This is a genomic window from Desulfotruncus alcoholivorax DSM 16058, from assembly GCF_000430885.1.
Lineage (GTDB): Bacteria > Bacillota > Desulfotomaculia > Desulfotomaculales > Desulfallaceae > Desulfotruncus > Desulfotruncus alcoholivorax.
In genome coordinates this window covers 19551-33506 of record NZ_AUMW01000016.1, presented here as the reverse complement: position 1 = coordinate 33506, position 13956 = coordinate 19551, and the positions used below count along the sequence as shown (strand labels likewise).

General features: G+C 44.4%; 14 protein-coding genes and 2 tRNA genes. 1 reads left to right on the top strand and 15 read right to left on the bottom strand.

Annotated features, from left to right (window positions below; genetic code table 11):
• Window positions 1-129: 129 nt before the first annotated feature.
• The 15 genes from H569_RS0109085 to H569_RS22490 all read right to left on the bottom strand — a co-directional run bounded on the left by H569_RS0109085 (window position 130) and on the right by H569_RS22490 (window position 12587).
• Window positions 130-205, bottom strand: a tRNA-Glu gene (locus H569_RS0109085).
• Window positions 206-245: 40 nt separating this feature from the next.
• Window positions 246-321 (bottom strand) — tRNA-Lys (locus H569_RS0109080).
• Between the two features lie 128 nt (window positions 322-449).
• Entirely contained in the window at window positions 450-1736 is a 1287-nt protein-coding gene (locus H569_RS0109075) for an adenylosuccinate synthase (protein WP_027364747.1), read from the bottom strand.
• A gap of 11 nt (window positions 1737-1747) precedes the next feature.
• A complete protein-coding gene (locus H569_RS0109070) occupies window positions 1748-3136 on the bottom strand; it encodes an NAD(P)/FAD-dependent oxidoreductase (RefSeq protein WP_027364746.1) in 1389 nt (462 codons plus the stop codon).
• 296 nt (window positions 3137-3432) lie between these two features.
• Window positions 3433-4764, bottom strand: coding sequence for a replicative DNA helicase (gene dnaB / locus H569_RS0109065; protein WP_027364745.1), 1332 nt, complete (start codon window positions 4762-4764; stop codon window positions 3433-3435).
• Between the two features lie 170 nt (window positions 4765-4934).
• The gene (lonC, locus tag H569_RS0109060; RefSeq protein ID WP_027364744.1) at window positions 4935-6851 is read right to left on the bottom strand and encodes a Lon family ATP-dependent protease; all 1917 of its coding nucleotides are present in this window, start codon (window positions 6849-6851) and stop codon (window positions 4935-4937) included.
• Between the two features lie 47 nt (window positions 6852-6898).
• Window positions 6899-7345: a 50S ribosomal protein L9 gene (gene rplI / locus H569_RS0109055; RefSeq protein ID WP_027364743.1), complete on the bottom strand. Its 447-nt coding sequence runs from the start codon at window positions 7343-7345 to the stop codon at window positions 6899-6901.
• Between the two features lie 3 nt (window positions 7346-7348).
• Window positions 7349-8332 (bottom strand): DUF2232 domain-containing protein, encoded by a 984-nt coding sequence (locus H569_RS0109050; RefSeq protein WP_027364742.1) that lies wholly within the window; start codon window positions 8330-8332, stop codon window positions 7349-7351.
• Between the two features lie 214 nt (window positions 8333-8546).
• Window positions 8547-8777 (bottom strand): 30S ribosomal protein S18, encoded by a 231-nt coding sequence (rpsR, locus tag H569_RS0109045; RefSeq protein ID WP_027364741.1) that lies wholly within the window; start codon window positions 8775-8777, stop codon window positions 8547-8549.
• A gap of 12 nt (window positions 8778-8789) precedes the next feature.
• A complete protein-coding gene (locus tag H569_RS0109040) occupies window positions 8790-9206 on the bottom strand; it encodes a single-stranded DNA-binding protein (protein ID WP_027364740.1) in 417 nt (138 codons plus the stop codon).
• Window positions 9207-9239: 33 nt separating this feature from the next.
• Window positions 9240-9536 (bottom strand): 30S ribosomal protein S6, encoded by a 297-nt coding sequence (gene rpsF, locus H569_RS0109035; protein WP_027364739.1) that lies wholly within the window; start codon window positions 9534-9536, stop codon window positions 9240-9242.
• 201 nt (window positions 9537-9737) lie between these two features.
• Window positions 9738-9923 (bottom strand): DUF951 domain-containing protein, encoded by a 186-nt coding sequence (locus tag H569_RS0109030; protein WP_027364738.1) that lies wholly within the window; start codon window positions 9921-9923, stop codon window positions 9738-9740.
• A gap of 25 nt (window positions 9924-9948) precedes the next feature.
• Entirely contained in the window at window positions 9949-11343 is a 1395-nt protein-coding gene (locus H569_RS0109025; RefSeq protein WP_034630103.1) for an aminopeptidase, read from the bottom strand.
• 51 nt (window positions 11344-11394) lie between these two features.
• Window positions 11395-12090 (bottom strand): CvpA family protein, encoded by a 696-nt coding sequence (locus H569_RS0109020; protein ID WP_027364736.1) that lies wholly within the window; start codon window positions 12088-12090, stop codon window positions 11395-11397.
• Between the two features lie 59 nt (window positions 12091-12149).
• Entirely contained in the window at window positions 12150-12587 is a 438-nt protein-coding gene (locus H569_RS22490) for a hypothetical protein (RefSeq protein ID WP_157833491.1), read from the bottom strand.
• A gap of 752 nt (window positions 12588-13339) precedes the next feature.
• Here H569_RS22490 and yyaC point away from each other — a divergent pair.
• Complete coding sequence (yyaC, locus tag H569_RS0109010; protein WP_027364734.1) at window positions 13340-13933, top strand: spore protease YyaC; 594 nt, start codon at window positions 13340-13342, stop codon at window positions 13931-13933.
• Window positions 13934-13956 lie beyond the last annotated feature (23 nt).

The window sequence follows — 13956 nt, the reverse complement described above, 5'->3', positions numbered from 1 at the left end:
GCGCTTTACCTCACCTTACTTTATTTTGCATAATATGGCAGCATTGGCGAAAAGGTGCGTGCACAAGCTATTAATAAAAAAAGCGCATAAAAAAAACACCTTCCAAACCAATAGAAGGTGTTTTTTTTTTGGTGACCCCACCGGGATTCGAACCCGGGTTACCGCCGTGAAAGGGCGGTGTCTTAGGCCTCTTGACCATGGGGCCATACCGGTTGCCGGTAGCTACTGATGTCTGAATGCTAAAGTGGTGAGCCATCCGCGACTCGAACGCGGGACACCCTGATTAAAAGTCAGGTGCTCTACCGACTGAGCTAATGGCTCACAAATCTTACAGTTCTATATAATACATTAGATTAACTGATGTGTCAACAATCTTATAATTCCAATTCTGTAAATTGGATTAAGCCCGGGGCGACGCATCAGCGCCGCCCCGGGTCGTCTCAATGCTGCTAAAAAATCTCTTTTAGCACCAGGGTTTGTGCCCTGCCCGGTCCCACACCAACTATGGCAACAGGCACGCCTGATAATTCTTCAAGCTGTTTCATGTATTCCCTAGCGTTTTGGGGCAGCTGATTATAGTCTTCAATTGTCGATATATCCTCCTGCCAGCCGGGAAACTCCTGATATACCGGCTCACACTGGGCCAGAACCTTTAAACTGTCCGGGAATTCTTTAAGGATCTCACCTTTATATTTATAGCCGGTACATATTTTTAACGTTTCCAGTCCAGTCAGCACATCGAGTTTGGTAATGGCCAGGTAGCTTAGACCATTAACCCTGGCAGCATAACGGGCAATAACAGCGTCATACCAGCCGCAGCGACGCGGCCGGCCGGTGGTAGTCCCAAACTCATGTCCACGATCTCTGATCCGATTTCCCAACTCATCTTGCAATTCAGTCGGGAAAGGACCTTCACCAACTCTGGTTATATACGCTTTGGCTACTCCAACAACGGTATTGATCTTGGTGGGACCTAATCCAGCGCCAAGGCAGGCGGCCGCAGCTATGGGGGAACTGGAGGTGACAAACGGGTAAGTCCCGTGATCTATATCCAGCAGTGTTCCCTGGGCACCCTCAAACAGCACTTTTTTGCCCTGGTCCAAGGCCTCATTAACCAGAATTGAGACATTGGACACATACTTTTTCAACTTTTCACCATAACCGCTGTAAAGTTCTAAAACCTGTCGGTAGTCATGCTTTTCTTTAAAGTTATAGACCTTGGAAAGAACATTATTTTTATGCTCAATAACATCTTTGAGCTTTGCTTCCAGCTCTTCCCGGTCTACCAGTTCAACTATGCGTATACCGATACGTGAAGCTTTATCGGTGTAAGCAGGACCGATACCCCGGCAGGTTGTTCCAATTTTTTGTTTACCCTTGCGATCTTCTTCAGCCATGTCCATACTCTTATGGTAAGGAAAGATCACGTGTGCACGCGGGCTGATCCGCAGGTTGGCGGTACTTACACCTTGTTTTTCCAGCGCATCAAGTTCTTCCAGCAAAACTTCCGGGTCGATGACAACCCCGTTGCCGATAAGACAAATTTTATCGCTGTAAAGAATGCCGGAGGGAATCAGGTGCAGCTTATAAACTTTATCTCCCACCACAACCGTATGGCCTGCGTTGTTACCTCCCTGGTAACGAACCACCATTTCGGCTTGCTGGGCTAAAAAATCAGTAACTTTGCCCTTGCCTTCATCGCCCCATTGTGCTCCAACCAAAATAACCGTAGACATCGGTATCCCCCTTACTGTCTTCTAAGGATTTCCCTGGCAACCACTACGCCTGCAACTGAGGCCTGCGCCAGTCCCCTGGTCACCCCGGCCCCATCACCTGCTGCAAACAGGTTTTTATACTTTGTCTCCAGCCAGTTGCTGAGTGCCAGCCGGGAAGAATAGAATTTAACTTCAACGCCATATAGCAATGTATAACGTGAATTTACCCCGGGCGCAATTTTGTCCATTGCTTTGAGCATTTCGGTGATGCCAAGCAAATGCCGGTAAGGAAACACCAGGCTTAAGTCACCCGGAGTGGCTTCTTTTAGTGTCGGCTGCACCAGACTTTTCTTCATTCTAGCCTCAGTGGAGCGGTGGCCTTCCAGCAAATCTCCCAGACGCTGGACAATTACGCCGCCGCCAAGCAGGTTGGCCAGGCTGGCCACATATTTGCCGTAGGAGATGGGCTCCCTGAACGGTTCGGTAAAAGTTTTACTGACCAGTACGGCAAAATTAGTATTACCGGTTTTATTAAAAGCATGGCTGTGCCCGTTAACCGTAACCAATCCGTCGTTGTTTTCCAACACAACTTCACCATATGGATTCATACAAAAGGTCCTGACCCGGTCATCAAAGGTCCTTGAATAATAAATTAATTTGGACTCATAAAAGACCCTGGTTAACGGCTCCATTACCTCAGCCGGAACTTCTACCCTTACACCAATGTCCACCGGGTTAACCGTCGTCGGCAATCCGAGCCGGAACGCTTCCCGGGCCAACCATTCCGCACCTTCCCGGCCAGGCGCCATAATTACGTAATCCGCAAAAATTTCTTCTCCGCTTACAGTGCGAACCCCTTTGGCCTGCTGCCCTTCAACAATAATATTATCCACTGCCGTTTGGGTGCGAATTTCCACGCCTTTTTTCAGAAGACAATCCTGCATGTTTTGCAGAATCTCCTGGCACCGGCCCGTGCCCAGGTGGCGGATGGCCACCGGAATTAATTTAAGCTCGGCCTTGGTGGCTCTGTGCTGAAAATCCCTGATTTCCTCTTGATGCTCCAGGCCAAAGACTTCATTGGGGGCCCCAAACCGCAAGTAGATATCGTCAATATATTTAATCATCTTATTAAGTTTGTCTTCGCCAATATACTGTTCCATGCTTCCACCAATTTCCGATGAAAGGGTTAGCTTGCCATCGCTGAACGCCCCGGCGCCACCCCACCCGCAAACAGTGGAACAAGGATTGCAGTTAAAGCAACTGCCGCCTTTTTCTCTGGAAGGGCAGCTCCGGTTCTTGATATCACGGCCCTTCTCAAGAATCAATACCCGCATTTTATCATTTTTTTCCGTAATCTCCAGGGCTGAAAAAATGCCAGCCGGGCCTGCGCCTATAATGACAACGTCATATTGTTGCGACACTAATACTAACCTCCTGTTGGCCACTCATTATATTTTGTGCTGCCGGCATAAAAATAACCCAAACGGCTGCCAGTGTTTGAGTCAATAATTAATAAGCTTAACTAGATTATTAGTTCATAAATAATTCTCCGATTGATGTGATAAAAGCACAGCACTACAATAGTATCAAATGGAGGCACTGTTTGTCAACTATGAATTCATAACAGTCATAACAGGAGTCAGGAGTCAGCATAAGAGAACGATTTATCGTCTCGTAGTATTTTTGAATTCTGACTACTGAATTCTGAATAATTGAATCACGGCTCATCTGTTCGGCGGGCCAGATCCATAAATTTGGTATATTGTTTAAGAAACGCCAATTCCACAGTTCCCGTTGGACCGTTTCTTTGCTTGGCTACAATTATATCCGCAATGCCTCTCTTTTCAGTCTCAGGGTTGTAATACTCATCACGGTAAATAAACATCACCACATCGGCATCCTGTTCAAGGCTTCCGGACTCTCTCAGGTCGGATAATTGAGGCTTTTTATCCTGTCGTTGTTCCACCGAGCGGCTTAACTGGGCCAGCGCCATAACCGGCACATTTAATTCTTTTGCCAGCGCCTTTAAAGAGCGGGATATTTCCGCTATTTCCTGCTGCCGGTTTTCTGCCCGCCGGCTGCCCTGCATTAATTGCAAATAATCAATGACAATCAGCGAAAGGCCTCTTTCTGAGTGCATTCGCCTGGCCTTGGCCCTTAATTGCCGGATCGTAAGCACGCCGGAGTCGTCAATAAAAATTGGCAGCTGGGCCATGTCTCTGGCCTTTTGGGTCAACTGGGCCCAGTCGATGTCACTGATAAACCCGGAGCGCAGTTTGTGTTGATCAACCCTGGCCTCAGCGCAGATCATGCGTTGAACAAGCTGTTCCTTGGACATTTCCAGGCTAAATATACCAACCGGCTTTTTTGTCTTCAGCGCTGCATGGTAGCCGATACACATGCCGAAACTGGTTTTGCCCATGGAGGGCCTTCCTGCCACTATAATTAAATCACCGGGCTGGAGTCCCTGGCAGATTTGGTCGAGCTCTTTGAATCCTGTAGGAACACCGGTTATTTCACCTTTGTGTTTTTGCAGAAATTCAAAATGTTTAAAGGTTTCTAATAGAATGTCCTTTATTTCAGTAAAAGCGGTGAAAGTACGGCGCGACCCCAGTTCCAGCAACATCTTTTCCGCTTCTTCCATCAACCGCTCGGCATCTTCGCTGCCTTCATAGCCCATATCAGCAATTCGAATTGATAGATTAATCAGGTTTCGTAAAAGGGCTTTTTCCTCAACAATCCGGGCATAGTATTCTACATTGGCTGCTGTAGGTGAAATATTGGTCAGTGTGGCCACGTAAGTAGCACCGCCCACCTTCTCCAGTTCGCCCTTGCGTCGTAATTTATCCGTAAGCGTGACCAGGTCGGCAGCTTGATTGTTTTCTTCAAGTTCCAGGATGGCATTATAAATAACCCGGTGAGATTCCAGGTAGAAATCTTCCGGGTTCAGAAAACGGGCCACCTTGGATATAGCTTTGTTTTCCAAAAGTAATGCGCCAATCACAGATTGCTCGGCATCTATATTATGGGGGGGTACCTTGTCCCACATTTATTGATCACCTGTCATATTTAGGTATTCAGAAGTCAGAAGCCTGAATTCAGGAGTCAGAATACAGAATGCCCCGGGAATATCTTTACCAATAAATTATCAGCCTTTTGCAAAATATGTTTCGTTAAATTACTGACCCCTGACTCCTGAGTAGGTTCTAATCAATTAACTTATTGCACCGGCTTTTTAAAAACGTACCTAATTATTTCCTCCACCGAAACCACTGTAACAACATCAACCCCCCTGGTATCAGCAGGCACATCCTTTTTGTTTTCCCAGGGGACATATACTGTTTTAACACCACACTGTTTAGCACCATATATTTTCTCGGGTACACCGCCCACGGCTTTTACTTTACCCTGAATAGAAAGCTCACCGGTAACAGCAATGTCCTGGGGAATTGGAAATTTTTCCAGAGCGCTGTAAACTGCCATGAAAATCGCCACACCCGCAGAGGGGCCGTCAATGCGCCCGCCGCCCACCACGTTTACGTGCACGTCGTAATCATGCAGATCACGCCCGGTCAGCTTGCGCAAGACGGAGGCAGCATTAAAAACCGAATCCTTGGCCATGCTTCCCGCGGTTTCATTAAACCGGATAACTCCGCCACCCTTGCGCCCGGCCGGAAAGACCATGGCCTCAATCTCCAAAGCCGACCCGAGAAAGCCGGAAACACCCAGTCCGAAAATCCTGCCAACTTCACCTTCGCTGCTGGCCCTTCTGCAGACATAAGGCGTCATCCGGCTGACCTGGATAACCTCATAAACATCATCCAGCGCAATTACAGGTTGATTGTTTCCACCGGCTTTGTAGCAGGCGATGGCATAAGCATCCGCCAGGAAATTTACAGCCTTTCTTCCCTCTATGGTGTATTCAGCGATAACATCGGCAACTCCGTTTTCAAGGGAGACACCAAGCCTTTTGGCGGCCTGGTAGATGATTTCCCGAATGTCTGCCGGAGTTAAGGGCTCAAAATATATTTCAGCGCAGCGGCTGCGAATAGCCGGGTTTATTTCTTCCGGTTCCCGGGTAGTGGCCCCGATCAAAATAAAATCGGCCGGGGCGCCCTCCTCAAAAAGCTTTTTAATATACCTGGGAAGATTAGTATCAGCCGGATCATAATAAGATGATTCAAAGTACACCCTTTTATCTTCCAGCACTTTGAGCAGCTTGCTCTGTAAAATAGGATCAAGCTCCCCAATCTCATCAATAAAAAGCACACCGCTGTGCGCATCGGTAACCAATCCCGGTTTCGGTTCCGGGATGCCGCTGTCGGCCAGGTCGCGCCTGGCGCCCTGGTAAATGGGGTCGTGCACCGAACCCAGCAGCGGGTTGGTAGACTCACGCGGATCCCAGCGCAGCGTGGTTCCGTTTACTTCAATAAACGGCGCATCCTGATTAAACGGGCTGTTCTGCAAAGCACGTGCAGCTTCAAGCGCCAGCCTGGCCGCTGTCGTCTTTCCAACACCAGGGGGGCCGTATAGCAAAATGTGCTGAGGGAATGGAGATGCTAATTTTGACAAAAGAGACCTCACCGGGCGTTCTTGCCCAACAATTTGCTCAATAGAAGACGGCCTCAGTACGTCCAGAGCACGCCTGGTCAGATTTTTTTGATCAAGTTTTTCAAGTATGGCCAATTTTTTTAATGTTTGGGCGTTTTCGGGGCCGGTGTTCTCTTTAATGATTTGCATCTTTATTTCACGTACGTATTCTTCGTGGCGCTGTTGCATGCGTTCATTGATTTTTTTATCCAGGTCGTCTTCTACTGTTCGCCTGGCTATGATGTCGGCCAATTCTTCACCGATTTCATCCAATATGGCCGGTATCTCTTCCGTACTTGGGACTGTATCGGGAGTGGGATCTTCAAAAACCAATTTTTTCAACGCCAGTACCTGTTCCGCCAGGTTTTCTGAACGCATCATTTTTAAAACATTTAATTTCCCGGCCCGCAAAACAATTTTATCTGACCCGTATAAATCAGCAAGAACACTATAAAAAGCATTAACTTGCCTCTTTAGCTGCTCAAATTCCCTGAATTTTGGCCCCAGGTCGGTTTTATTTTTGATTTTTTCAAGAATACCTTTCATTATGTCTGTTCTCCTTGTTGTCGATTTGCTGCAACTAAGCACCAAATTCACTCCGCTACAACGTTTACTGTGATTTGAGCCTGCACTGCGGGGTGCAGCTTAATAACTACGGGGTACTCGCCAAGTGCTTTGATCGTGTTTTTTAAGATAATCTTTTTTTTGTCTACTTCCAACCCGTAATTTTTTTGCAGAGTATCGGCAATATCCTTATTACTGATAGCACCAAAAAGTTTTCCTGCTTCACCCACCCGGGTGCTTATTATAATCTTTAGACCATCAATCTTGGCCCCCAGTTCCCTGGCCTTGTCTTCAGCCTTTTTCTTTTGTTCATCCATTGCGCGCTTTTGCATTTCCAGATTTTTTAGCTGGCCTCCTGTTGCCTCTACAGCCAGGCCTCTGGGAATTAAGAAGTTCCGCGCGTACCCTTCAGCTACTTTGATGATATCGCCCTTTTTACCAAGCTTTTTAACATCATCAAGGAGTATTACCTGCATCTATTATCCTCCTTTGGATCCCTCGTCGCTGTCCGCTGACAGGCGCCTCAAATTTGCCACGGGGTCTACTACGCCGAGGGAGAGTATTATTGCCGTGGCGAGGGGTAGATATAAGAATAGGGCAATGGTAATGATAATTTTCACTACCTTGGGCACTTTCCAGGCTTGTAAAAAATAAGTTAATACAGCCGATCCAAGGACAAAGAAAATAAACGCTGAAATATAAAGCATATTTTTACCGATTATACCAACTACTCTTAACGAAAATTCATCTCCGGCCATTGCCATAGCCAGACCGGTAATCACCAGCCATATTGAATACCAGGGCAACCTCCATTCTAAAAACTTGAATTCAGGTGCAGCATCATAACCAAGTTTTCGTACCAGGCGCCTGGTGATGAAATAAGTAAAGATGGTAATAAAAATAGTCCAGATTGCTATCGTACCCGGAAGTAATACTTGAACCAAATGGATTATTTGCTCTGCAACCTGGAGAAACTGCTGCTGCCCTATTTCATCCATCATCCCGTTTTGGCGGTACATTTCGGCCACTTGCTCCATGGCGGACCGAAATTCGGCCGTTATGTTGGCAATGCCGGCCCCGGCCATTACAAAGCTTACAAACAAATTTAAAGCCGCCACTGCCAGCGCCCAAAAGAATAAAACAGCCATGCTGCTGTCAACCGAAACTTTATTTTTTAAAAGCAAGCCAATAATAACACCCACGGGGCCAAATTGTATAACCAACATAAGTGCTGAGCCGGCATGTCCAAAAGCAACTATTAGCATGATGGTTGATAAGCCAAGCGACAGCAGCCCGTATAGCAAATTGTTTTTGATTATTAGATAGGCCAGTGGCACTGGTAAAAATAATGTAACCAGATAGAAGGCCGGAACAATATACAAGCCAAGCATTCCAAGTAGCGCAAGTAAACCGGCCACAACTATTGTTTCAATTAAAGCCGGATAATTGTCCTTTGAAATCAAGGAATCACCTCAATGGTGGAATCAAAAGTAATACTTCTGCAATAAAATGATCATTTCCTTCCGCATCAAACGGTTTTTAGCCTGTTAATTGTTGCCCGGCGTGCCAGGTCACAAAAATAAAGTAAGGGGAACCATATTTGTTCCCCCCTCAATAAATATTGGCTATTGTCCAGGGGGCATTCCTCAAAGAGTTGTGTCCCCTTTCCTTATTACTTTATTCAACCGTAAATGGCAATAAGGCAATATTGCGAGCCCTCTTAACGGCAACAGTAAGCATTCTTTGATGCCTGGCGCAATTGCCGGAAATGCGGCGGGGCAATATTTTACCCCTTTCAGTAATATATTTTTTCAAGCGGGGTACATCTTTATAATCGACTTTTTCCATTTTGTCGACACAAAAGCTACATATACGCTTCTTACCCCGGCGACCACGTTCACGCTTCATCCAGACTTCCTCCTAAAACGGAATTTCTTCCTCGTTGAAGCTTATCTCACTACCGAAACTATCTGCTTCAGCAATGCTGCTCCCCTTTGGCTGCATTCCCTGTGTTTCCTTGGGTCTATCCAAAAATTTTACTTCATTGGCAACTACTTCGGCTGCTACACGGCGAATGCCCTGATTGTCATCATAAGATCGAATCTGTAATCTGCCTTCAACCGCCACCAGCCGCCCCTTACCCAGGTGATTGGCACAAGTTTCAGCTAGCTTTTGCCATACAACAACATTGATAAAGTCAGTTTCCCTTTCACCCTGCCTGTTCGTAAATTGACGGTCAACAGCCAGGGTGAACCCGGCAACGGGCGCGCCACTCGGGGTATAACGCAATTCCGGATCCCTCGTAAGCCTGCCGATAAGGATAACTTTATTCATCATTTTAACCAATCACCGCCTTGGTAATTATTTTATCTATTTTTCATCTTCGTCTTCGCGAACTATGATATGGCGCAAAATTTCATCCGAGATTTTAAGTACGCGGTCAATTTCAGCCGCAGATTCCGGCTCTCCGTTGAAATTCATTACAACGTAGAAACCATCGCGTACATGCTTGATTTCGTATGCAAGCCTGCGCTTGCCCCACTTATCAAGCTTAGTAACCTCGGCACCGTTATTTTCCGCTAAAGACCTAACCTTGGCAATAGCGGCATCAAGAGCTTCTTCTTCCAGGTCTGGCCTGAGAATGAAGACTAATTCGTACCGGCGCACGATGTTCACCTCCTCCCTTTGGACATAAGGCCCTACTTATCAGTAACAGGCCGGGTTAGCAGCAAAACTATATAAACCTGGACTGCTACATGATGTAGAGCAGGGTAGGCCAATTAAATCTTTATGGCTAAAAAATTATAACACATTTACCTTAATGGAGCAAGAAAAGAAAGAACAAATCTCTGATTTGGGACATTACTCCTATGCTTGAGTTATAATTTTTTTTACACTTTTTTCAAATTTTGGACGTGGGATCATAACCACTCTTCCGCAGGTGGTGCATTTGATTCTAAAATCGATTCCGGTTCTCATAACTTCCCACTCGTCACCGCCGCAGGGGTGGGATTTACGCATTTTAACGATGTCCCCTACGTTATACTTAACCAGCAACCTTAATCACCCCGAAACTTTTCTAAGCATTATAAAACGCCTCATATCCTTTTACTGTCATATACAAATCAAGCTTATGACTGACTTCAAACGGCGAATGCATTCCCAACAGCGCCACTCCGCAATCCACCACATCCATTCCATGCTCTGCCAGCATGTAGGCAATGGTTCCTCCTCCGCCCTGATCTACTTTACCTAATTCTCCTGTTTGCCAGATCACGTTGTTTTGATTAAAGATTTTTCTTACCAGCGCTAAATACTCGGCATTAGCATCGTTGGCGCTTTTTTTGCCGCCTGAACCTGTGTATTTTGTAATGACAGGCCCGCAGCCCAGAAAAGCTGAATTATTTTTTTCCATAACATCTTCAAAGTTAGGATCCATAGCTGCGTTGACATCGGCAGACAGGGCCCAGGAGGCACTCATAGCTTTTTTAAACATTAATTCATTAAAATTGCCCGTAGTTTTTTCTATTAAATCAGCTATAAATTCTGCAAAGAAACTTGACTGCATCCCGGTGTTTCCGACGCTGCCGATTTCTTCTTTATCGGCAAAAAGTGCAATTGCCGTGCGTGCAGGTTGATTTAACCCAATAATTGCAGCCAGTTGGGCATAGGCGCAAATTCGGTCATCCTGCCCGTACCCGCCAATCATTGACTTGTCAATGCCCACATCCCGTGGTGCTGCTGCAGGAACAAGGGACAATTCCGCACTGATAAAATCCTCTTCTACAATTCCGTATTTCTGGTTTAAAATTCCCAATATCTTTAATTTTACCTTATTTTCCTTATCTACCTGGTTTTCTGTCAAACTTCCACATATAGCGTTTAAGCTTTCACCCGGAACAGCATCAATTAACTTTTTCTCCAATTGTTCCTTGGACAGGTGCGGTAGCAAATCTGTTATAGTAAACACCGGTTCGCTTATATCCTCACCTATACAAACGTTCACAACCGATCCGTCATTTTTAATAATTACCCCGTGTAGAGACAATGGCAATGCCAGCCACTGGTATTTCTTTATCCCCCCATAATAATGGGTGTCAAACAGAGCCAGCCCACATTTTTCATAAAGGGGCAACGCTTTTAAATCTAAGCGGGGGCTGTCTAAATGAGCTCCAATAATATTTAAGCCCGTTACTAAAGGGTTATTACCTATTACCGCCATTGCAACAGCTTTACCCCTAACCATTCGGTAGACCCTGTCACCTGGTTGCAAAGGGCGGTTAATAGTGTCCAGTGCTACAAAACCTCTTCCTTCAGCAAGCTGACTAATGGCCAGTGCTGCCTCTCTTTCTGTTTTAGCTTGGCCGATAAAATATTTGTAGTCTTCTGCAAGATTCATGGCAAAACTTTTTTCTTGTTCATTTATGTGCTCATAAATTGTTTTTCTTTTATACACCAGATAACTCATATCCATTATCAGACCTCCAGCCGATTTTTCTTTTATTATTGGCCAGTTTAAACATAATTACTTAATATCATGAACAGGCCTTGCGGGAATAGATAGATTGAATGTCCTTAATAATTCTGTTGCATAAGGATATATTTTTGAACCAGCAATTCCCCTTTTAACAAAGCTTTGCTCACCGCTGATCTCAGCATCACCATTTGTGATCAAGGGCCGGGCAAGCAGCACCAAAATCAGTATAATCAGCACACCTCTGGCCAAACCCATCACTAACCCTCCAACGTGATCGAGGGGACTTAAAAATGTTTTTGTGACGGCGCCTGAAACTATGCGTAAAACTATTTTAATAATTATTAAGCATCCGAAAAGCAAGCCTATAAATGAGATTACCTCTAGCAGCGTGGTAGACAGGTAGTTAACCATGGATTGAATATTGCCTGGCGTATCAAATTGTAAGACCGGGCTTTGTTGTTGACTGCTGAAAGGCGACAACAATAAGTCCAAAACTGAAATCTTTTGATTAAATTGTTCAAGCAATGATACCGGTATCTTCTCTAAAAAAAATGCTGACACAGAGCTTCCCCAACCTAGTTGTAAATCGAGGTAATTCGCCAGGGACTTATACCAAGTGAATGCTACCACCAGCCCCACTATTATTCCTATCAATCTGGACATGCTGTGGATAAGTCCTTTATTTAACCCTTGCCAGCCCGAAACCATTAAGATGATAACAAATATCCAATCCAACCAATTCATCAATCAGGCTACCTTTCTAAAATTATAGTAATTTTCGCTTATCGAAGCTTTTTTCCTGCTTATATATTTCCTTTAAAAATAATCAGCGGTGACAGTAGTAAAACTATAATTACAAAAAGCCCCGCATAACCGAAAATTGGGTAGATGGTGCCAACCAGCCGATCAAAATCCATCATAGCCAGCGGAATAGCCAGAAAAGTTATTACAATTCCCATTAATTTATATTTTTTACTACCCGGCTCGGCTAGCCTGGATGCTAGCCCGTGTGTGTTAGCAACTGCTGTAGTGAGTATTGCCATCCAAATTAAAACCCCGATGGGGTATTTTAGGGATTTATTAATTATACCAGCCATAAATAGTGTAGGAACTTTATACTCAATAATTTCCGGATATAATGTCATACCTGCCAAACAAACTACGCCAGCCGTGAAACCCAATCCCAACCCGCCTGCAATTCCTGCTATTATAGCCTGATTAGATGAAATTTTTTTACCCAAAGTTGTTAAAACTGCCAGCACCAAAACCATATTATAGGAAACATACAGCACTCCGGACCATAACCAATGTCGCTGCACCATTGAAGCGGTTGTTATCTCAAACATGAAACCTGTAACTTTGTAATCATTTATTAACAGAAAACATAAACAGACAATTGATAGAATTTTTACCGGTACTAAAATAGCGTTTATCCATAATACACCATGCAGGCCGCCCATTGTAACCAGACAGTTTATCATAACCAGCAATATTACCCCATACCACCGTGAGGCGTTCAGATGCTCACTAAAAACCGCTCCGCTCCCTGAAAGCATAATACTTAATCCACCCATCAGCATTAGCAAGCTTAGCGCGTCAATTACTTTACCAGCTTTTTCTCCTATCAGTATATTGATCAGGTCCAAATAATTTTCTGTTCTTAGTTTTACTGAGAGTAATAAGGTTACCGCACCCAGATAACTGAATAGCAATGATACAATAATAACTTCCCGCAGCCAGTCCTTTCCATGAACTACAAAAAATTGTATTATTTCCTGCCCTGATGCAAATCCCGCCCCTATTACCGACCCAATATACATTGCTACAATTTTTAATATTGATATCTTTTTTTTATTTGACAGACAATTCACCTCCAACATGAACATATTTATATCTATTTAAATTGATTAATTATTTTTTCTTTTGGATGGAATATTCATATGAGAGAGGGGGAATAAATATAATAATTGTTTTTTTTGAGGAGTGATTTTAATTGGCTCTGTTAAATAATAATCTGCCTGCAACAGCTAAAAAGAGCCGGATTCATGTAGAAGATCCGTTGGCTATAGACAAGCTTTACCATGTATTGCTGGATAAATTAAGGAAGCATAATGCATCTGGATATGATTGCATAATTTTACTATGTATCGGAACCGACCGTTCAACGGGTGATTGTTTGGGTCCACTTGTCGGCAATATACTGAGCCATGAGCCGCAAGAATTTATACATGTTTTCGGTACCCTTGATAAACCTGTACATGCAGCAAATTTACAGGAAACAATTGACCATATTAACCAATTATACCGGGCACCTTTTATCATTGCTCTTGATGCTTGTTTAGGTGGTATTGAAAATATAGGCTGTATCACAGTCGGCGATGGGTCCCTACAACCAGGTGCTGGTGTTAATAAAAATCTTCCCAAGGTAGGTAATATGCATGTTACCGGTATTGTCAATGTCGGTGGTTTTATGGAATACCTGGTTTTGCAAAATACCAGATTAAATTTGGTAATGAAAATGGCTACCACAATAGCAAGCGCAATTAAATTAATAACACGCACGCATATTGTAGAGGAGGCATTATAGCGCAATAAAGATAAAGAAACAGC